Source organism: Legionella septentrionalis, from assembly GCF_003989745.1.
Classification (GTDB): Bacteria; Pseudomonadota; Gammaproteobacteria; order Legionellales; family Legionellaceae; genus Legionella_A; species Legionella_A septentrionalis.
Map to the genome: position 1 here is coordinate 19,401 of NZ_RZGS01000006.1, position 21,295 is coordinate 40,695.

Below are 21,295 nucleotides of genomic sequence, written 5' to 3' on the forward strand. Positions count from 1 at the left end.
ACGAATATGGCGACCCAATCAGGGTGTAGAGGCATAAAAGAAACACCAAAATAGTTTTTTCATTTCGGTGTTTGTTCAGGCGCTACCTTTTGATTGGGCTTTTTTTTCAACTATAATGATGGTTAAAAATAATAAAGGACAAGCATGAAAATTATCTTTTCTTTTTTTCTGTTATTTGCTTCTCTGGTAACCTTCGCAGCTCCTATCAACAAAATTGTGTCATTCGGCGACAGCTTGTCTGACAATGGTAACTTGTATGAATACATGAAACACCAACTGCCAGTATCTCCTCCTTATTTCCAGGGCCGATTTACCAATGGTCCTGTGTGGATCGAATTGCTGACGCAAGCTTATTATCCCAATAATCCTTCCGAACATTTGCTTGATTTTGCTTTTGGCGGTGCTGGAGTTTCTGAAGAGGATGCGGATGATACTTTGTTTACCCTAAAAAGGGAGGTAGACAGTTATTTATTGGCTCACCACGATAAAGCAGATGAAAATAGTCTATACGTGGTATGGATTGGTGCGAATAACTATCTTTCCATTCCTGATGATGCACAAAAATCCTTACAAGAAGTTACCTTGGGTATTAGGCATGATCTTGAGCGCCTACTGAACAAGGGCGCGCAAAACCTGTTGGTGGTTAATCTTCCCGATTTAGGGAGAACACCCATGGCCCGCGAGCTTGAAGCCGAGCAATTCTTAACAGATATTGCCAGAAAGCATAATGAAATCCTGGGGCAAATGGTGGTGGATTTGCAGGCCGGCTACCCGGACAGACGTGTTCTTCATTTGGATGTGTATGAAATTTTGGGAGAAGTACTTCAGTCGCCAGAAGAATATGGTTTTTCAAATATTACGCACACTTGTTACGAATCTTTGTTAGAGCTGGGTTCTGCCAATCCTGTTTTAAGCATGGTCGCTAAAATCAATGCAGGGCAAGGCCATGACGCCTGTAAGGGTTATTTATTCTTCGATCCCGTCCACCCTACTGGGCCTGCCCATAAAATTTTGGCAGAAAAGTCTAAAGCGTTTTTCGATGAGCTTGGCCTTGAATTTCAATAACACCAACTCTTTATCGTGATACTGTCTCTTGTAGAGGGGCAGTATCATGAATTTTAAGCCGATCTTAAGCTTACAGAATTGTGAGCCCTTATTCCCAGCCTTTACTTGCGCAAATTTGCTCATAAGCTTGCCGAATTTTTTGCGTTTTATCAGTCGCAAGCTTAATCATTTCTTCGGGTAGCCCTTGTGCGATAAGTTTGTCTGGATGATTACGGCTCATTAGGCGCCGGTAAGCTTTTTTCACGTCGTGTTTGCTGCTATCGGGATTGATTTCAAGTATTGCATAAGCATGCGCCAGCGAACTATTAGGCGGCGTATAGCTGGTGTAGGAAGATGAAGAAGATTGACGCTGCGAAGATTGCTGTCGCGAATGATTCCGATGGGTAGAGTGAAATTGGAAGTCTTCATAAAAACGATACTGTTGTTCTAAAGGTGCAAATCCCAAATATTGCAAAATGGTATTAATCGTTTGAATTTTTTTATCAGTTAATCCATCAATTTTCGCCGCCCGATATTGGATATCAATAAATAATTTCAATAGATCCAAATTGTCATGGGATGTTTCTTTCAAAAGGGTTAAAATTCGCTTGAAATTAAAATTGGTTGATTTACCTTCATTAAATAAGGATATGGCTGTTCTCTTTTGTTCAGCATTGAGGCGCATTTCTTCCATTAAGCCTCTAGCCATCCTAATTTCTTGTTCAGAAACTCTGCCGTCCGTTTTAGCAATATGCCCCATGACGGAAAAAGTTGCTTCAAAAAATATTTTCTGCACTTTTTTACGCTTCTCAGCATGATAATGCCAATAGGGACGACTGAAATGTTCATTTAAACCGCGGTCGAAAAAATTACCGATGAGAATACCGAATAGCGCTCCGAGAGGCCCGCCCATTAAGTATCCTAAAAAAGCACCAATGATTTTTCCCCACCACGTCTGATTGATAAAAAATTGACGTAGACTCATCTGAAATCCATAAAAATTGAAAAGCGTAGCTGTACTTAGCTCGATAAATAATAATTTTAGCTGTACTTTATTGTTTTTTGTACTATTAACTGGAATTAGATGGGTTTTTGCTATTTTTGCTGGCTTCTACGTGATGTGTTTCTTGATTATCTTTTGCGCCTTTACCCTCAGGCTGACAATATTGATAGTCAATCGCCAAGCATCAGCTTATAATGTTTGTTTTGTATTTTTACCTCTATGCGTCGTCTTTATACACTTCTTTTTTACAGTTTGATTCCATTTCTCTTGTGGCGGCTTTACTGGAAGGGACGTCGTTTGCCTGCTTATCGCTTACGCATAAAAGAGCGTTTTGGACTTTATATTAAGGACAATAAGCCGGTGGATGTTTGGCTGCATGCTGTTTCTGTAGGGGAAGTGGTTGCCGCCTTTCCTTTAATTGATGCATTGCTCGCACAGCAAAAAAAAATTCTGGTCACTACCATGACGCCGACTGGATCGGAAAGAGTTTTAAAACAATATGGAGGAAAAATCCAACATCAGTATATTCCTTACGATTTACCTTTTGTGCTGCGCCGTTTTTTCAGAAACTATGCTCCCCGAATAGGTGTCATCATGGAAACGGAGTTATGGCCTAATTTAATTTATGAAGCAAAACGTATGCAAATCCCCCTTTTATTGGTCAATGCACGCATATCTGATAAAGCATTTGGCTCCTATCAACGCGTAAAATTCTTATTTAAATCCGTTTTAAATCAATTTACGGCGATTTTGGCACAAAGCGAGCAAGATAAAAATCGTTTTATCCAGTTAGGGGCGGCAAAAGGAATGGTTTCAGCAGCCGGGAATATAAAATTCGCTATCCAGACAGGGACTTTTATTAGTGCCATTATGGATTACAAAAAAAAATGGGGTGCAACGCGTCCAGTATTTATTGCAGCGAGTACTCATGAGAATGAAGAAGAACAATTGCTGCAATGCCTGCCCGAATTGCAAAACGCTATAAATAATGTGTTGTTTATCATTGTCCCCCGTCATCCTGAACGTTTTTCTTTTGTTGCCGGGCTTAGCAGGCAACTAGGCTTTGCCACGGCTTTACGCAGTCAGCCTGAAAGCATTACGAGCAAGATAGAAGTATTGATAGTGGATTCCTTAGGTGAGTTGTTGAATTTTTATAAATTAAGCGATTATGCTTTTGTCGGAGGGAGTCTTGTTCCGATAGGCGGGCACAATGTGTTGGAGCCAATTGCTATGCAGGTTCCTGTATTTTGCGGACCTTATCTCCATAATTCTAAAGCTGTCTGTGAGGATTTGCTCAAAGCTGGCGGCATGCAACGGCTTGCAAGTGCACAGGAAGTGGTCCACGCAGTTATTACGATGCATAAAAATCCACAATACCGCATAGATCAGATTGCAAAGGCTTTTCGTCTATTACAAGAAAATCAGGGAGTAGTTGCCGATTACCTGCAAAAGATTAATACGGTGTTGGGGAATACCTGACTGCGAGTGCAGTCAGGTATTAAATTAATTGCCTTGGTTTTGCCTTTCTTTAATTTCGGACAGGGTTTTGCAATCGATACAAAGTGTCGCAGTAGGGCGTGCTTCCAGACGGCGCAACCCGATTTCAATCCCGCATGCCTCGCAGTAACCGAAATCCTCATCACGCAGACGTTCCAAGGCATCCTCGATTTTTTTAATCAATTTGCGCTCTCTATCCCTTGTTCGCAACTCCAAGCTGAATTCTTCTTCCTGACTTGCACGATCAGAGGGATCAGGGAAGTTAGCTGCTTCGTCTTTCATATGGGTGACAGTACGATCCACTTCTTCCATTAATGATTGGCGCCAAGCCAGCAAAATTTTTTCAATATGTGCCAGCTGTTTTTCATTCATATACTCTTCACCCGCTACCTCTTGGTAAGGGGAGATGCCCATGTTCCCAACTGCGTCATTTTTCACGTTTTGTTCACTCTTTTTAGTTAAATCAATCGTTTCTTGTGGCATAAGGCCTCCTGCAAACTTTCTTTCCATAGTCACGCCATGTGAAAACGGCTAGGTATATCAAAAAACCCATTATTCATCAACTATAGCTCATTAAAAAAAAATTGCTTAAAAATTAGCATTCTTAGCAAGCTAAGGTTTATTTCAACACCAACCACCACTGATGCGATCATGCCCTTGAATATCAGGCCAACATTGTGTGTGTTGATAACCGCATTGATTTAATTGACTCAGTACCGCGTGTTTTTGTTGCCAGCCGTGTTCGAGCAACAATAAGCCGCCGGGGCGTAAATAGTATTTGCTCTCTGCAATAATATGATGGAGAGCTTCCAAGCCATCTGCACCGCTTATTAGAGCCAGGCGTGGTTCAAACCGTACGTCCCCCTGGGAGAGATGGGGATCGTGTTCGGCTATGTAAGGGGGATTGGAAATCACTGCATCAAATTGCCGCTTAGGCAGGGAGGCAAACCAATTGGAACATAAAATGGTTACATTGCTTAAGTTAAGCTGTTTCGCATTTTCACGTGCTGTATGCGTTGCTTGCTCGCATACATCGCAGGCTAAAATACGCCAATGCGGGCGTTCGGCAGCCAGGGCTAAAGCAATCGCCCCACTGCCTGTGCCTAATTCCAAAATGGTTTGCGGTTTATCAGCAAGTAAACTTAAGGTTAATTCAACCAAGCGCTCGGTTTCAGGTCTTGGGATCAGTGTGGTGGAATTGACTTGCAAAGGTAAAGACCAAAATTCACGCTGCCCGGTAATGTACGCAATAGGCAACCCTTCTTGCCGCAGAGCAACAAGTTGCAGGTAAGCTTCACGCTCTGCCTGATTTATTGGTTTCTCAGAGTGAGCATACAAGTAAGTACGGGATACCTGCAGTGTGTGGGCCAATAATATTTCCGCATCAAGGTAAGCAGAAGCACTCGTGTGGGCAAGGGCCGCCGCCGCTTGTTGTAAACTTTCTTTCAAACTAATCATTGTGGCCCAATTCAGCAAGCAGCTCGGCATGATATTCGCGCTTTAATGCTTCAATTACAGGGGTTAAATCGCCGGCAATCACATCATTTAATTGGTAAAGGGTAAGATTAATACGGTGATCGGTTAACCGTCCCTGTGGGAAATTATAAGTGCGAATACGCTCCGAACGATCCCCGCTTCCCACCAAAGAGCGGCGTGTTTCTGCCTGTTGCTGACGCTGCTTGCTTTGCTCTGCATTTAAAAGCCGGGTTTTTAACAAGGCCATGGCTTTGGCACGGTTTTTGTGCTGTGAGCGTTCGTCCTGGCATTCAACGACTAAGCCGGTAGGCAAATGCGTAATACGGATTGCTGAATCTGTTTTGTTGACGTGCTGGCCGCCTGCCCCCGATGAACGATAGGTATCAATGCGCAACTCGTCCTGATTTATCTCAATGTCATCAATTTCTTCAACTTCTGGCAAAATGGCAACAGTACATGCCGAGGTGTGAACTCGCCCCTGAGATTCCGTTTCAGGAACCCGTTGTACTCGATGCGCACCGGATTCAAATTTTAAATCTCCATATACATTGGTGCCGCTGACCCGGGCAATCACTTCTTTAAAACCGCCATGCTCACCATAACTGGCGCTGACGATCTCAACTTGCCAACCTTTTATTTCTGCATAACGGCTATACATACGGAATAAATCCCCGGCAAAAATAGCTGCTTCATCACCTCCTGTGCCGGCCCGAACTTCAAGATAAATATTACGCTCATCATCCGGATCTTTCGGGATTAAATGCCATTGCAATTCTTCATCCAAAGCGGCCAAACTAGCTTTTGCTGCCTCGATCTCTTCTTTAGCCATGCAAGCCAGTTCCTGGTCTTCCCCTGCAAGAAGCTCCTGCAACGAAACTACATTAGCTTGCGCATCCAGGTATTGTTTATAGCATGCGGCTATAGGCTCAAGTTGGGCATATTCTTTGGAAAGCGCTTTAAATTGATTTTGATCCGCAATGACGGACGCTTCCGATAGTAAACGCTCAACTTCCTGAAAGCGTTCCAGCATTTGTTCCAATTTTAACTCAAGGGATTTCTTCATAAGTGTGATTAATCGGCAGGTGAAGTAAAAAGATAATGTGCCAAGTCGAGCAAGTCTTCGCGATTATCCATGGCAGCTTGTCTAAGCCCGACGGTCGGGCTATGAATCAATTTATTCAGTAAACGCTCGCTAAACTCAGTCAAAACATGCGGATGGGAAAGACCCGAGTCCAACTTCTGCATGGCACGTTGCAATTCAAGTTGGGCAAGTTCCTGCATTTGTTTACGGTAGTCGCAAATAACTTTTTTTGCTTGTAGGGAACGACGCCAGCGGATGTAATTATCAAGTTCGCAGTCAATCAGTTTTTCAGCTTGCATGGCTGCACTTTTACGCTCATCCATTCCTTTTTCTGTCATTTTTTGCAAGTCATCAATATTAAACAAATGAACGCCCGCTATCTCGCATACATCAGCTTCAATATCTCTTGGTACAGCTAAATCCAAGAAAAACATGGGGGCTTCATTGCGCTGCTGCATGGTATGCTCGACCAGGCTTTTGGTAATAAAAGGCAGTGGGCAGGCCGTAGCGGTTACAACAACGTCGGCTTGCGCCAAGTAGTGCGGGATATCGCCAATTGTTAATGATTTGCCTGCAAATGCATCGGCCAACTGTTTTGCATTTTCAGGATTGCGACTGGCTACCAGGAATTGGGTTACTCCTGCATTATGCAAGTATTTTGCTACCAAGGAACTGGTTTCGCCAGAGCCAATAAGTAATACCTTTAGGGAAGATAGCTCGGTAAAAAGTTGGCCAATTTTCTGGACGGCGGCAAAAGCAACTGAAACTGGGTTATTGCCGATGCCACTGCGGGTTCTAATGCGTTTACTTGCCCGAAAAACGTATTGAAACACCTGGCGCAAATTATGTTTAACAGTTCCTGCACGGCAAGCTTGTTGATAAGCTTGTTTCATTTGCCCCAGTATTTGCGGTTCCCCGAGCATCATCGAATCCAAACCGCTTGCTACCCGAAACGTATGTTGTAAGCCTTGGCGCCCATGGTGACTATAGAAAAAGGGTTTAATGAATTCGGGTGAGAGTTGGCGGCTTTTTGCAAGCCAGGGAAGAATACCATCCGGATGGGCTGCGTCGCAATAAATTTCCAGGCGGTTGCAGGTAGATAAAATAACCGCTTCATTTACTGAAGGCAAATCCACAAGCTCGCCCAGCAAGGTATCTTGCATGGCAAGCGGCAGTGCGATTTTTTCACGCACGTCGAGAGGGGCAGTCTTATGATTGAGTCCGCAGGCAACAAACACCATATCAGGAGAATGAAGGGATAACTGTCAATAGGATAAATTGTAACCTATTACAGGTAAAATTTATAGATTTATTACTGGCTGCGGGATAAATGCGTCCAATGCCAAAGGTTACTTTGTCTTCGCTATTGCTGTAAGTCAATCCAGTGAGGATTAATCTGGCTTTACTGGTTTTTTGTCATAATATTTATTCCAATTTCTAAAGTCTTATAAGTTGCCGCCGTTAAATGAATTAAACACTTTTTACAGGCTTGATTTCCTGATAGGAGAGTGAAATGGAAATAATTTTCCAGGGCAAGTTTGAGAATGAGGAAGCAGCTGAGAGCATTTTAAGCGTTATAAAATTGTTTAAAGACCGTTACCGCATTAAGCAATTTCGCGAAATTCATCTAACCGTTACGCTTTTGGATGAGCAGGGCGATGATGTAGAGCTTGTGGATAGTGAGACAGGGGAAGTTTATCGATTTTTTGAAGTACATCGTGAAAATTATGAGTTGAGTAGACGTCCTTCCTTGCCCGTGTTGAAATTGGTGGTTGATAACACGCGAGGGGAAAATTCTGGTGGTTAAATCGGTTATTGCGATTGTCTTGAGTTTGGTGTTGGTCATTGGCTTGCACGAGTTGGGGCATGCACTCGCTGCGCGCCTATTCGGGGTAAAAATAAAACGGATTTCGATTGGTTTTGGCAGACCTTTACTTAAATGGCACGCTAAAAATGGATGCGAATGGATATGGGCGTTATGGCCGCTTGGGGGCTACGTGCAATTGCTCAATTCGCGTATTGAGCCAGTATCTACCAAAGATTATACCGTTTGTTTTGATAGGAAACCCGTTTGGATGCGTATTATTGTCCTTTTGGCAGGCGCGATGGTAAATTTACTCATTGCCTGGCTGGCTTTGTTAGTTATTTTCATGATGGGATTTCAGCGGGTTTCACCTGTGGTTGCTGAAGTGCACCCCGCCAGCATGGCCGCCGCTGCAGGCATACAAGCTGGCGACCAATTCATTGCCATCGCTGGCAAGGAAGTGTTTTCCTGGCGTGATGCAGGCATGAGATTCATCATGGTTTTAGGTAAAAAAAATGTGCCTGTTATTCTTGAAGATAAACAAGGGGATAGACGCCAAGTGATTATGAACCTTGCGCACTGGCATTATGTGCGCGGATCCAATGCATTGTTGAAAGGATTGGGGATAGAAGCTGATATCACCATTCAACCCACGCAAAAAATGGGTTTGCCGTTCCTGCAGGCAGCGAAGGAGGCTTTTTTAAGCTCGTTTTATACGCTTGCCTTTTATTTGGTTATGCTTAAACAATTGTTATTAGGGATGCTTCCCTTTGCTGCGTTACTAGGACCATTGGGGCTGTTTACAACCATGATCACGTCATTTGCGCAGGGCATTATTGTCTTTTTATTATTTATCGCAAATTTAAGCCTGGCCGTAGGCCTTGTTAATTTATTTCCAATTCCGGGTTTGGATGGAGGGTCCATTATCTATGCTTTGCTGGAAAAAATTCGTGGAAAACCTGTATCTATTGCGCTGGAGATTTTATTACATCGTTTGGCAATGATTATTTTTTGCGTATTGTTCATCCAGTTAATTTTGAATGATGTCGCCTGCTATCTAGAAAAATAGCGAGGCGGTTTGTTAGGTTTCTAACAAAAGCCGCCTGGCAGCGATTAGCAGCTAGAGCTAGGCAAGCGGCTGGGGTGCGGTTCTTGTTGCGCATTTCGGGTAAGCTCCCTGACGCGCCTTTCTTGCCATTGTCCCAAAGAAGCTGCGGCCAAAGTTATATTATTTTTGCTTATAAATTCGGCTGCTAGGCAGGGAGCATAAAACTCTACATTTCTATCTTCAAAGTTATAGTTAAGAGCTTGCAAGATAAAATCCGGCGTGTATTCATGATTGCAATAAATGGGTACAGTGTTGTTGTCAAAACAAGATTCAATTGGTTTTCCATTTTTAAACAAAACTGAAGCATGTTCCGCATTTAGTGTTTCTTTTAGGTATCCCATTGTTGTTTCTTTAAATACGTGTACTTTGCTTTCTGCGTTTTTTCCAATAAAACCAAGCACATTTACCTCGGGAAGGAAAAAGCTTAAAAGGCGTGCGGGAGAATTAAAATAAGTACCATCTTTTACATTAACGAATTCATTCGCGGTAAAACATGCGCTTAAAACAATATTGGCCACTTCACATTGCGTATAAGTTTCCACACGCCGCACGAATTCCACGAAATTGGCTGTTGCTTCCAATTCGGAATTTGCATCACGTCTTCCCGAAAAAAGCCAACCTGAAGCACCATGTGCTGAAAGCCATATGGTCAGTGATTTGTTCTTTAAGGTTACTGGTTTGATGGCTGCCGAGAATTCGGTGTCTTCGCTGTTAAAAAAGAGGGGTTTTTTATTGATGATCCCGTAACCTAGCTCATCACGTACCATGGATTCTGCATCCTTAAATCCTATCGCATGCGAGCCTTCATCATAAGGGGATAAAACAATTAGGGCTGCCGGTTTGTTCTTGTTTGTTAATCCTGCCTGTTTCGGTTTCAACAATGCGTTAATTGTTTGATTCATTTGAATATTTTTATTTGGGTGGTTGAGGATTTTTTATTTTAATCCACTTTGCTTAATAAATTATTAAGCTTTAAGTTTTTATGCCAAATAGTTTATTTTTAAATAGGTTATCTTTTTTCTAAAAGACTAACAATTAATCATGTTGTAAAATAATTTATTCTTTGTTATAAAATAATACTGTTTTACTATTAATTTAATATCATGAAAACTTCCACCAGTTCTCTTCAGTCTGCCAGTTATGAACTTAATGACGCACGCTCTTCTTCCAATGCAGTCGATGCCGAGGATTTATTATTTACCCTGAAATTCATTCCAAGAGTTTTGTTAAATTCTGTGAAATTTGGAGCATGCGGCATGTTATTAGGTTGGGGGTGTGCTTATAATTTTGCTGAGCTTTGGAAAAGTTTCCTTACCAAACATAGTCAATCTGTTCATGGTTTAGAAGATTATGTGCCCGATGACCAGCGTTTTTTACATATGTCTCGTAATCAGCATTTTAATCAAGTTACACCTTCCATAGCGAGTATCGCACCTACTGTGGGATTAATAGTGGGGGCGGGTTTTGGTATATGGTATGGAGCAAGTAAAAAAACAGCTGAGTTTATGGAAGACTTAAATGCCGATCGTGCCGAAAGAAAAAATATAAGCGGCAATTTAGTTTAATGATTTAAATTAAGCAGAACCAACTATTATTGTAAACGGTGAATGAAACAATCAGTTTAGAACAGCACGCGCACAACACCAAACGTCAACTTGCTCGACTCCTTGTTTTTTTAACGCTCGTGCTAATTCATTTGCAGTACTGCCTGTGGTTAACAAGTCATCGACCAGTGTCACATGTTTATACTGAATGGCTTTCACCATAAACGCACCGCGAATGTTCTTCTGTCGTTGTTTGCTATTTAAGCTGGCTTGCGCGGCAGTTTCTTTTATTTTTCTACATAAATCTAGCTCATACGGTATTTGCAGGCGTTTAGACAAACGTTTGGTTAACTCAACCGCCTGGTTGAATCCTCGCATGCGAAGGCGCGCAGTACTCATAGGCACAGGCAACAAACATTGCGAATCGGTCATGCGGCGGGGAATCTTTTCCAGCATCAACTCAGTAAAAAGCGTGGCGAGATAAAGTCCTTCGCGGTATTTAAATTCATGCAGCAAGGTACGCAGTGGTTCTTCAAAATGGTAAGCAGCGACAGCTTCATCAAAATAAGGTTTTTGTTTGCAGCAATATCCGCAAATTAAAAAGGTATCTTCACCCTGCAGCGGCAGCGCGCAAAGTTGACATGCCTGTTTTATTGGCTGTAATAGCTTAATGCAGTCATTGCAAACTGCAAAAGCACCATAATGATAATGATTGCAGAGTGTGCAAATAGAAGGTAATCGCAGAATTTGTGTTATACTTTTCCTTTTTTGCATGCGGGCTGAAGCTCTTATTCCATTTGGTTCATCATGAATATAAAAACCGAAATTTGCAATGCATTTAATACCCATGCAGCAGAGTACGAAGAGCATGCCAAGGTGCAACTGGAAATAGGCGAGCGTCTTTTTGCCCGCCTCCAATACCTTAAGGTTCAGCCGCGCTATGTTCTTGATTTAGGTTGCGGGACAGGTTTTTTTTCACAAAAATTAAAACAATATTATCCTGCTGCCCACGTCATCGGTTTAGATTTGGCTCATGCAATGCTTTTGCAGGCAAAGAAAAAACAACGCTTCTGGAAAAAATGGCCTTTAGTGACAGGGGACATGACGGCATTACCGTTTGCAGCAAATTTATTTGATTTGGTTTTTGCCAATCAAGTGGTGCATTGGTCGCAACCCTTGTCTGCTGTTTTTGCTGAATTAAGTCGGATAATGAAACCTGATGGCTGTTTGATGTTCACCACATTGGGCCCGGATACTTTTCTAGAGCTACGCCAGGCTTGGTCTGTGGTAGATCATCATGCGCATACAAATGAATTTACTGATATGCATGATCTCGGCGATTTATTGCTAGCAGAACATTTTCTGGATCCAGTGGTGGATATGGAAAAATTAACCATGCACTATTCAACTTTGCCGCAGCTTGTAAATGCATTGAAATCGCAAGGCGTGCGCAACATTAATTCTTCCCGCAACCGTGGTTTAACTGGAAAGAAAACCTGGCAGAAATTTACTGCTGCAATGGGAAATCTGCGTACAACCATGGGAAAATATCCATTAACTTATGAAGTAGTTTATGGTCATGCTTGGAAAGGAGCTGGGCGGCGAATCGGGACGGGCACGGAAACTTTAATTTCTGTCGATAGTTTGCGTAAAAAACTTGAAAAAAATTAACTATTACTGAATGAAGATAGACAGAAATTCATCTTTTATAAAATTTTGCATTATCATAAATAAAAACTGCGGATTATTACTTAAGGAGCATCATGGAATTTGTCAGCCGTTATGTTGCGCATCAGCCAGACGAACAAGGCCTGGTGAGTTATTCCGCAAACGAGCATCGCGTATGGCAAATATTGTTTGAGCGACAATGCAAGTTGTTGCCCGGTAGAGCTTGCGATGAATTTTTATTGGGTCTGGAGAATTTGGGCTTAACTGCTACTCAAATCCCGCAATTACCTGAGGTTAGTGCGCGGCTTAAAGCACTAACTGGTTGGGAAGTGGCTCCTGTAGCGGCTTTAATTTCAGCGCGGGAATTTTTTGAATTGCTGGCTGACCGCCGTTTTCCCGCGGCTACTTTTATTCGTTCCGAAGAAGAATTGAATTATGTAAAAGAGCCCGACATATTTCATGAATTATTCGGCCACTGCCCCATGTTAACTAATCCTGTTTATGCCGATTTTGTGCATAATTATGCGCGTAAGGTATTGGAATTCCCCGAATGCGAATGGGCATTGCTGCAACGTTTATTTTGGTTTACCGTGGAATTTGGTTTAATCCTTACGGAAAAAGGAATGCGGGCTTATGGAGGCGGAATCCTATCTTCCATCAGCGAGACTGTTTACAGTGTTGAGAGCGATGTCCCTCTCCGAGTTTTATTCGATCCAGTTGCTGGATTCCGTATGCCTTACCGCATTGACATGTTGCAGCCCGTGTACTTTGTTATACGCAGTTATGAAGAATTGTATGCTTTTGTTATGTCCGATGTTAAGGAATTAATTCAGCGAGCAAGAACACTTGGAGAATATCCACCCTTTTTTCCAGTAACTGCAGGGAATCCAAATATTCATATCCACGCTTGTTGATTTTTATAAGGGGTTCATGCTGCTGCATTTCCAATGGCATTCCCATTGTAATGATTGGTTTCTCTTGTTAATATCGTTTCACCTTTGTGTTCATTGGCTATGTCTTGTCAAGGAGCATCCCTTTGATAAAAGTTCTAATTGTTGATGACCATGCTTTGGTGCGAATGGGCATTCGACGATTATTGGAAGATATGTCCGATATGGAAGTTGTCGGTGAAGCCGAAAGCGGTGAGGTAGCTTTAACTTTAGTCAAAGCAAAGCAGCCAGATGTCGTCTTGTTGGATATGAAGATGCCTGGTATTGATGGTTGGGAGGTAACCCGACGGTTGAAGAAATCCCACCCTCAAGTAAAAGTCATTGCGGTCACTGCCGTATATACTGAACCTTTGCCGGCACGAGTTCTGCAGTTGGGCGCCATGGGTTATTTAACCAAGGAATCCGGTGCAGAGGAAATGGCAGCTGCCATTCGGAAGGTATATAAAGGTGAAAAATATCTAAGTGCAGAAATTGCACAAAAAATGGCGATTAATAGTTTGCAGGCGCCTCATGAATCCCCGTTTGATTTATTGTCTGAACGTGAAATGCAAGTGATGCTCATGATAACGCGCGGCATGACGGCACAGGAGATTGCCGATCGGCTATTTTTAAGCAGTAAAACCATCAACGGTTACCGCTATCGTATGTTTGAAAAACTGGGTATCAAGAATGATGTGGAATTGACCTATTTGGCAATGAAGCATGGCGTGATTGAAAACCCTAGCGAATCAACGCAAGAAAGTTAACTTTTTCTGCCTTATAATTAAGATATAAACTAATTCAGTTGGCCAGGATGAATCTAAGGTATGCTTCGCGGCGCCTTCTTTGTTGCAATTAGCGCAATTTTGTTTGATATTGCATGCCAATTATACAAAGTGCAACATAAAGTGCATCGTCGTGTATAATAAAAAGCCATGTCATCTTAGGCACTGTATGACTGAATCCACCACAGAATGATGTACCTTTGATTACCAATGAATAAGCGTAATTCTTCAATTGATCTAGGCGATTTCCTTGCGTCTCTTACCCCAAAGCCTGGTGTGTACCGGATGCTGGATGCACAAGGGCAAGTATTGTATGTAGGGAAAGCCGCCAATTTAAAAAAAAGAGTTTCCAGTTATTTTAATAAAAATAATTCTGGGGTAAAAACGCGATCGCTGATAAGCCAAATTGCTGCTATTGAAGTGAGCATAACCCGCAGCGAAACGGAAGCATTGCTGTTGGAAAGCAGTTTGATTAAATCACTTCGCCCCAAGTACAATGTGCTATTACGCGACGATAAATCTTATCCATATATTCATGTAAACCATCATATTTTCCCGCGCATGGAATTTTTGCGTGTTAAAAAGAAGCCTAAAAAGGGCCAATTTTTTGGGCCTTATCCCAGTGCCGCTGCGGTGCGTGAAACCTTGGGCGTTATTCAGAAAGTATTTAAAATCCGCAATTGCAGCGATAATTATTTTAATGGACGTTCGCGGCCCTGCCTGCAATTTCAAATTAAACGCTGCAGCGCTCCTTGTGTAGGGAACATAAGCAGGGAAGATTACCAACAGTCAGTTGATGATGCGACCCGCTTCTTACAAGGTAAATGCCAACTAATTCTCTCCGAATTGGAACAACGCATGGAAAATGCAGTCAGCAAACTTGAGTTTGAAGAAGCTGCACGCTTGCGAGATCAAATTAAAAGCTTACGTTTAATTCAGGAGCAGCAGGGTGTTATTCAACTGCGTGGTGATGCGGATGTGATTGTAATTGACGCACGCCCAGGTTTTGCCTGCGTGCAATGGGTGACGGTGCGCGACGGACAAATTCTTGCAAGCCAAAGTTTTTTTCCAAGTATTCCGGAACAAGGATTAATTGAAGATGAACATACAAGCGCACATTTGTGGCAGCAAGTTTTTTCAGCATTCATTGCTTATTTTTATATAGACACACCAGAACGGATCCCTTCCTTGATTTTGACTGATCATGACATCACAGAACAAGGGGCATTGGAAGACATGCTGGGCACTCTGCGCGGCAAGGCTTGTAAGATACAAGCAAATCCACGTGGAATAAAAGCTCGTTGGCTGGATTTTGCCCGGCAGAATCTGCAAGTCAGTGTGCTTGAGCAAACCAGCTCAACCCAGCTTCTGGCTGACCGCTATGAAGCGCTGAGGCAATTGTTGAATATGCCGGAAGCAATAGAACGTATGGAGTGTTTTGACGTAAGCCATACTCAAGGAGAGGCTACGGTTGCCTCATGTGTGGTATTTAACCAGCAAGGGCCTGCCAAAAATGAATATCGGCGCTTTAATATAACCGGCATTACTGCAGGTGACGATTATACGGCGTTGGAGCAAGCCATTACCCGCCGGTTTAAAAAATTAACCGCTGAGCAGAATTTGCCGAGTCTATTGATCATCGATGGCGGAAAAGGACAAGTCGCTGTTGCAAAAAGGGTGCTGGAGTCTTTTCAAATCAATAGCGTTAAATTGCTAGGTATTGCTAAAGGTCCGACCCGTAAGGCAGGCTGGGAGCAGTTAATTTTGGCGGATGAAGCGCGCGAAATTACAGCAGCGCCCGCATCTCCGGCATTGCATTTGCTGCAGCACATTCGGGATGAAGCGCATCGATTTGCCATTACCTTGCATCGTAAAAAAAGACAAAAGGCCCGGCTCGATTCTTCTTTAGAATCTATAGAAGGCATCGGCGCGAAAAGGCGGCAAGCTTTATTAAGGCGTTTTGGAGGGTTGCGTGAGTTGACGCGTGCTCCTGTCGAAGAAATTGCTAAAGTGCAGGGAATAAGCCGCAGTTTGGCGGAGCGGATTTATCAACACTTACACAATTAAACTGCGTATGCATCAGGTATATTTCTTCTAAGCTACCGATATATATAGATATTTTTTACTATTCAAATAGCTTTATTTAAATTTTGGGCTAAACTTTTATTAAAAAAGGCCGATAATTAATATAAGCAATAGCACAGAAAATTCCTTGATTAGAATAATTGGAAGGTATCTATTATGAACCGATGGAAGCTAATAATAACAACTGTGTTATCTATGACGGCAATGCTTGCCAAAGCTGCTGACACACCAATCTACTACGGGCCTGCCTTGTGCGCCTATCCGCAATTTGAATGCATAAAAACGGGACGCGGTGACACGTGGGAACGTTTATTTCCTGATGAAAATCAGCGCGATTTGGTGCAGAGGCTTAATCGCAGCTACAACCATTTATGGCCAGGGAAAGAAATTGTGGTTCCTAAAAATCTCTCGCAGATCACTTTATTCGATATTTCGCCTTTCCCATTGAAAATTAACCCTGAAGAAAAAGAAAAACAAATCATCGTTGATCAAGAAAAGCTTGCATGGGGGGCTTACGATGAGCAAGGCAACTTGGTTAAGTGGGGCCCTATCTCCTCCGGTAGCGATCGTTGCTCTGATAACAGCAGCCCTACCTGTCGGACCATGACTGGAATATTCCGGGTGTTTAGTAAAGAAAATGAGAAGTGCAAGTCCGATGTTTTCCCTTTAGGTAAGGGGGGGGCAAAAATGCCTTATTGCATGTATTTTCACAAAGGTTTGGCTCTACACGGTTCGGATGACATCCCGGGTTATCGGGCAAGCCATGGATGCATACGCATGTTTGTTCAAGATGCAAAATGGTTGAATTTAAATTTCGTACAGTTATCCAATGAGCGGAATAATTTCCTTGGCACAAAAGTTGTCATACGCCCATTAATTGCGGTCGAAAAAAAGCAAGTGACTGGAAAAAAACAAGCAACTGAGAAAATACAATGAAAAAAATAAAAACAATTATGCGTAAAGCCACTCTCCCATTGCTTCTCTGTGTATGCGGTATAAGTTTGGCGCAGGCTGCAGCGCCCTCCGCTCCGAAAAAAGAAAAACCAAATGAAGAAAGGCAGAATCCATTAGGTTGTCGCGACGTAGGGTATCAATTCGAATTAAAAGTATTAGAGCTTCTGCCAGAAGCTGCGGGTGAGCGAAACTCACTTTATTTTATATTAAATAAATTGGACAAACCCATTAATCTGTATCAAATGCGTAGCAATGACAGCGCGAGGAGTATGTATTTAAACCATGTTATTCAGGGTAATCAATGGGCGGTACTTTCCACCTGTGAGAAAAATCTTAAATACATTTGCACCGTGAATGAAGGCAAATCTCCCTATGGAAAAATAGTGGATTGTGGAGAAAGTCTGCAAGTTTGTGAGTATGCACGTGTTAGATTTGGATTGAATAATCGGGGCAATTATTGGGTGGTCAAGAGCACTAACCGTAGCGGTGCGGTAAGGGAAGTAGTCCATTATGGCATTATTCCGCAATAGTAATTGATAGTGATGTATTTGCAGGGAATTTATACATAAGCCATTGCGTGCGCTAATGCCGGTTAGCTGCCTTGGCGCAATAACAAGGGGAATATAATGAAATCGCTGATGCCATGGGTTTGTTTAGTTGCTACCGCAAGCGTTCAGGTAGCCTTTGCAAATGAGGGCTTAGATGCCTACCGGGAAGGTGATTATGTGAACGCTGCTGCAAAACTGGCAGCGGATGCCGGCAAGGATCCAATCGTGGATTACTATTTAGGCCGCATGCGTTTATATGGTTATGGCCAGCTTAAGAATAATGCCTTGGCTTTGCGTCACTTCAAACAAGCAGCAGAAAAAGGTTTTTTACCTGCTCAGAATATCATGGCGCGATATACTTTACTTGTGGAAAATAATCCAGAACAAGCCTTGTCCTGGTTTAAAAAAGCGGCTGAAGGTAATGACGTACAGGCGCAAATGTATTGCGCAGCAGCTTATCTATTTGGCATTGGCACCAATAAGAATTCCAATCTTGCCAAAAAATATTACATTGACGCCGCCAAAAATGGCAACAGCATCGCTGAATACACACTGGCCGAGCACTTTTTGCAAAGCCGACATGGCAATGATAAAAAACTGGGTTTAATCTGGCTGAATAAGGCAGTTGAAAAAGGCAACCCGCAGGCGCAGTTAAAATTGGGGGAATTATATGCAGAGGGAAAACTTGTCCCGAAAGACTTGGATAAATCCAGCCAGCTTATCAATCAAGCCATAGCACAAGATTATGTAGATGCTATTTATGAAGCCGGAAAAATTGCTGAAGAACAAAAAGATTTAAATGCTGCAAAAGATTGGTACGCAAAAGGTGCTTTTAAAAATTATTTACCTGCACAAGTCGCTCTTGCCCAATTATACTTACGGACTGACAGCCCGCTTTACAATCCACATACAGGATATTTGTGGGTATTAAAAGCTGCACAACACGACTCTGCTGAGGCTCAACATTTATTGGCAAAGCTTTACCAGGAAGGTAAGGTCATTGCGAAGGATGAAGTTTTAGGCAAAGAATGGGAGCAAAAAGCGCTTGCCACTGAAAAAGCAATGCAGGGGCCTGCGGCTTTAAGTGCACAGGCTGCGCAATGGTTGAGCAATCAAAAAGCGGTTACTTTCGCCCAAGGCGGGTATCAACTGGGTGGGATTTTCAGCGCTTGGCAAAATCCCGAAGCCTTAAAGGAAAACAATTACAACCAGTCTCCAAAAATGGATGTAGTTGATAGGACCGCCCTGTATCGTCCTAATTTTGTGTTTACTACACCTAATGAAATAGTAGTCAGCGAGTATTATGATGCCTTAGCCGCTTCTTTGGGAAATTTGGATGATGTTGTTAATTTTCCCAAATATGCGCTTAATAAAAACGAATTTGTTATCCACAGTCCTCCCAGCGTGCCCAACAGCCCGCAATTATGGGAAGTGGCTGCTAATCCGGTAGAGAGCGAATCATTTGATGTATTCACTTTGTTAAGCAAACCTGCCGCGCCTCCTTCTTTATCATTTTTTGATCGCCTTTATGAGCAAGCAATTCTTGGGAATTCAAGCGCTCAATTTCTGTTGGCACAAATGTATGAAGATGGCATCGATGTTAAACAAAACGTCCAGGAAGCCATAAAATTCTATCAATTGGCTGCCGAGCAAAAAGATTTGCGCGCCGAATATAATTTGGGTCTCTTATATCTTGAGGGTAAAGGAGGTATGGCCCCTGATTATCAACGCGGGATGAACTGGCTGCAAGACGCTGCATTTAAAGGCAATGCGTATGCGCAATTTGCTTTAGGCCGCATCAATGAGCGAGGCTTACGTGATGCAAGCGGCAAAGAAGTGATAGCGGCTAATGCAGATGAATCAACCGCGATGTATTATCTCGCTGCGGCCAATGATTTCGGCACGGCACAATATCGCTTGGCTGAACTTTTAGTACGGGAAAAGCCCGCCGATGTCAGCATGGCTGCAAAAGCAAGGCGAAATCAGTTAATTAAACAATTATACGAAGGGGCTGTAGCCGGCGGAGTACAACAAGCTGCGTTACCGCTCGCTTTTTTCCATGCCATGGATTCCGATAAGGCGAAACAAGTGCAAGCGTTTAACGTGGCCAAGAACGAAGTAAGCAAAGGCAATGGTCAAGCTGCTCTTTTGTTGGGGATTTTATACGACCGCGGCCTCGGCGTTGAAAAAAATAGCGCTGAAGCCATGTACTGGTATCAGCAAGCTTCGCTAAATCCGGTGAGTGCCTTTATTTTGGGTACGTATTTTATTGAGGGCAAGTCGGTGAACCAGGATAAAGAAAAAGGGCGGGCTTTATTGCAGCAAGCAGCCGATGCAGGCTTTCCTTATGCAGATCTGAACCTCGCTGTTTTAAAACAACAACAAGGCGAACCTTTTTTACCGGAACTCGATGCAGCTCATGCTCTGGGTAACAGCAAGGCCAGTTTATTATTGGCAGATTATTACTTATCGCAAGCAACAGATGAGCAAAAAATGCAGCAATCCCGTGAGATTTATCAGCAATTGGCTGAAAAGGGAGATAAGGAAGGACAGTTAAAGCTTGGTTTTATGTATGAAAAGGGCTTGGGTGGCCCTGTAGATATGGCGATGGCGCAACAATGGTATACCGCTGCAGCCAATCAAGAGCAGCCTGTGGCGCAATATTTGCTAGGCCATTTATATCAATTAGGTTGGCTTGGAAAATTGCCTGATTACGTCGAAGCGAAAAAATGGTATGGCTTGGCGCAATCGAATTACTCTCCTGCTGCCGTGGCGCTTGGCTTTATTCATGAAACGGTTGAGGATGATTATGAGCAAGCCTTTATTGATTATGAAATGGCAGCTTTGCAAAATGATCCAAATGGGCAATTTAACCTGGGTTTAATTTATGAAAAAGGGAAAGGCCGTGCTGTTGATTTCGAAAAAGCCAGGGAGCTTTATGCATCGGCTGCTGAAAAAAATCATAGCCAGGCTATGACGCAATTGGCTGGTTTATTTTTCAATGGACAGGGTGGGCCACGCGATCAAGAGCAGGCTCTTTATTGGTACAAGAAGGCAGCGGCTTTAGGCGAACGTGAGGCTTTATATCAGTTGGGTTTATTATCTGAAACTGGAGTAGCGCTCAAACTTGATTTCCCAGAAGCACTACAATACTACGAACAAGCCGCTGATAAAGGCAATGCAAAAGCCATGTTAGCCTTGGCGCGCATGTATCAATATGGGTTAGGGGTTGAAAAAAATAATCAACAAGCTGCAAAATTCTATGAGAAATTAGCCGCACTGAATAATCCCTATGCACAATATCAATTGGCCACTTTTTATTATGATGGTGCCGCTGGGGAGCGCATGCCAGAGAAAGGTAAAAAATTATTGCTGCAAGCGCAAGAAAATGGCAGTGCCCAGGCGCGTAAAATATTACAAAGACTGGAAGCTCAAGGGCAAGTACGCTTAAGCTACATCGAACCTGTTTCCTTGAATTCTGCGCCCCATTTAGCAGGCCGCCCTGTGGAATTAATGTATCTGGATGCATTAAATGAATGGAATTTGGGAGATGAACAATCCTCGCGCATAATCTTGGATAGAATCATGATGCAATTTCCTCATTATGTCCCGGCCAAGCGTGCCTATGAGCAACTCAACCAGACTTTAAATTCACCTATCTTTGGCTAAACATAAAAGGTATCGTTTCAGGGAGTTGATTTTCTGTAAAAACTCCCTATATACCCTATGTAGCTTTCAATTTGCTGTAATCATTTTCTAGTTGTAGTAA

Annotated in this window: 19 protein-coding genes; 12 read left to right on the top strand and 7 right to left on the bottom strand. The window is 42.8% G+C overall.

Annotated elements, in window-relative coordinates:
* Positions 1-144: 144 nt before the first annotated feature.
* On the top strand, positions 145-1,065 hold the full coding sequence (gene plaA / locus ELY11_RS03550; RefSeq protein ID WP_126954088.1) for a GDSL family lysophospholipase PlaA: 921 nt from the start codon (positions 145-147) through the stop codon (positions 1,063-1,065).
* 88 nt (positions 1,066-1,153) lie between these two features.
* Here plaA and djlA read toward each other — a convergent pair whose 3' ends face one another.
* Positions 1,154-2,029 (bottom strand): co-chaperone DjlA, encoded by an 876-nt coding sequence (gene djlA, locus ELY11_RS03555; protein ID WP_126954087.1) that lies wholly within the window; start codon positions 2,027-2,029, stop codon positions 1,154-1,156.
* A 237-nt stretch (positions 2,030-2,266) separates the two neighbouring features.
* Between djlA and waaA the strand changes: the two genes are divergently transcribed.
* Positions 2,267-3,526 carry a lipid IV(A) 3-deoxy-D-manno-octulosonic acid transferase gene (gene waaA, locus ELY11_RS03560; protein ID WP_126954086.1) on the top strand — a complete coding sequence of 420 codons (1,260 nt, stop codon included), beginning with the start codon at positions 2,267-2,269 and terminating at the stop codon, positions 3,524-3,526.
* Positions 3,527-3,550: 24 nt separating this feature from the next.
* Here waaA and dksA read toward each other — a convergent pair whose 3' ends face one another.
* The 4 genes from dksA to hemA all read right to left on the bottom strand — a co-directional run bounded on the left by dksA (position 3,551) and on the right by hemA (position 7,342).
* Entirely contained in the window at positions 3,551-4,027 is a 477-nt protein-coding gene (dksA, locus tag ELY11_RS03565; protein ID WP_126954085.1) for an RNA polymerase-binding protein DksA, read from the bottom strand.
* Between the two features lie 141 nt (positions 4,028-4,168).
* Positions 4,169-5,002 (bottom strand): peptide chain release factor N(5)-glutamine methyltransferase, encoded by an 834-nt coding sequence (prmC, locus tag ELY11_RS03570; RefSeq protein ID WP_127032539.1) that lies wholly within the window; start codon positions 5,000-5,002, stop codon positions 4,169-4,171.
* The gene (prfA, locus tag ELY11_RS03575; protein ID WP_126954083.1) at positions 4,995-6,083 is read right to left on the bottom strand and encodes a peptide chain release factor 1; all 1,089 of its coding nucleotides are present in this window, start codon (positions 6,081-6,083) and stop codon (positions 4,995-4,997) included. The genes prmC and prfA overlap by 8 nt, the downstream gene beginning before the upstream one ends.
* A gap of 8 nt (positions 6,084-6,091) precedes the next feature.
* Positions 6,092-7,342: a glutamyl-tRNA reductase gene (hemA, locus tag ELY11_RS03580; RefSeq protein ID WP_127032540.1), complete on the bottom strand. Its 1,251-nt coding sequence runs from the start codon at positions 7,340-7,342 to the stop codon at positions 6,092-6,094.
* A 272-nt stretch (positions 7,343-7,614) separates the two neighbouring features.
* Here hemA and ELY11_RS03585 point away from each other — a divergent pair, with 272 nt between their 5' ends.
* Both ELY11_RS03585 and ELY11_RS03590 read left to right on the top strand, forming a co-directional pair.
* Complete coding sequence (locus tag ELY11_RS03585; protein ID WP_126954081.1) at positions 7,615-7,908, top strand: hypothetical protein; 294 nt, start codon at positions 7,615-7,617, stop codon at positions 7,906-7,908.
* Entirely contained in the window at positions 7,901-8,974 is a 1,074-nt protein-coding gene (locus ELY11_RS03590) for a M50 family metallopeptidase (RefSeq protein WP_127032541.1), read from the top strand. The genes ELY11_RS03585 and ELY11_RS03590 overlap by 8 nt, the downstream gene beginning before the upstream one ends.
* Positions 8,975-9,018: 44 nt before the next feature.
* On the opposite strand, the gene ELY11_RS03595 is transcribed toward ELY11_RS03590, so the two are convergent.
* Complete coding sequence (locus ELY11_RS03595; RefSeq protein ID WP_127032542.1) at positions 9,019-9,915, bottom strand: hypothetical protein; 897 nt, start codon at positions 9,913-9,915, stop codon at positions 9,019-9,021.
* 201 nt (positions 9,916-10,116) lie between these two features.
* Between ELY11_RS03595 and ELY11_RS03600 the strand changes: the two genes are divergently transcribed.
* A complete protein-coding gene (locus tag ELY11_RS03600) occupies positions 10,117-10,578 on the top strand; it encodes a hypothetical protein (RefSeq protein ID WP_127032543.1) in 462 nt (153 codons plus the stop codon).
* A 51-nt stretch (positions 10,579-10,629) separates the two neighbouring features.
* Here ELY11_RS03600 and ELY11_RS03605 read toward each other — a convergent pair whose 3' ends face one another.
* Entirely contained in the window at positions 10,630-11,331 is a 702-nt protein-coding gene (locus tag ELY11_RS03605; RefSeq protein ID WP_127032544.1) for a ComF family protein, read from the bottom strand.
* A gap of 33 nt (positions 11,332-11,364) precedes the next feature.
* Between ELY11_RS03605 and bioC the strand changes: the two genes are divergently transcribed.
* The 7 genes from bioC (at position 11,365) to ELY11_RS03640 (ending at position 21,195) form a co-directional block, all read left to right on the top strand.
* Positions 11,365-12,228: a malonyl-ACP O-methyltransferase BioC gene (gene bioC / locus ELY11_RS03610; RefSeq protein WP_126954076.1), complete on the top strand. Its 864-nt coding sequence runs from the start codon at positions 11,365-11,367 to the stop codon at positions 12,226-12,228.
* Between the two features lie 92 nt (positions 12,229-12,320).
* Positions 12,321-13,139 (top strand): phenylalanine 4-monooxygenase, encoded by an 819-nt coding sequence (gene phhA / locus ELY11_RS03615; RefSeq protein ID WP_126954075.1) that lies wholly within the window; start codon positions 12,321-12,323, stop codon positions 13,137-13,139.
* 122 nt (positions 13,140-13,261) lie between these two features.
* A complete protein-coding gene (letA, locus tag ELY11_RS03620; protein ID WP_127032545.1) occupies positions 13,262-13,921 on the top strand; it encodes a two-component system response regulator LetA in 660 nt (219 codons plus the stop codon).
* A gap of 228 nt (positions 13,922-14,149) precedes the next feature.
* Positions 14,150-16,006 (top strand): excinuclease ABC subunit UvrC, encoded by a 1,857-nt coding sequence (gene uvrC, locus ELY11_RS03625; RefSeq protein ID WP_126954073.1) that lies wholly within the window; start codon positions 14,150-14,152, stop codon positions 16,004-16,006.
* A gap of 213 nt (positions 16,007-16,219) precedes the next feature.
* A complete protein-coding gene (locus ELY11_RS03630) occupies positions 16,220-16,960 on the top strand; it encodes a L,D-transpeptidase (RefSeq protein WP_126954105.1) in 741 nt (246 codons plus the stop codon).
* Positions 16,957-17,508 (top strand): endopeptidase IV, encoded by a 552-nt coding sequence (locus ELY11_RS03635; protein WP_126954072.1) that lies wholly within the window; start codon positions 16,957-16,959, stop codon positions 17,506-17,508. Before ELY11_RS03630 ends, ELY11_RS03635 begins: the two co-directional genes overlap by 4 nt.
* Positions 17,509-17,604: 96 nt before the next feature.
* Positions 17,605-21,195, top strand: coding sequence for a tetratricopeptide repeat protein (locus tag ELY11_RS03640; protein WP_127032546.1), 3,591 nt, complete (start codon positions 17,605-17,607; stop codon positions 21,193-21,195).
* The last annotated feature ends 100 nt before the right edge of the window (positions 21,196-21,295 follow it).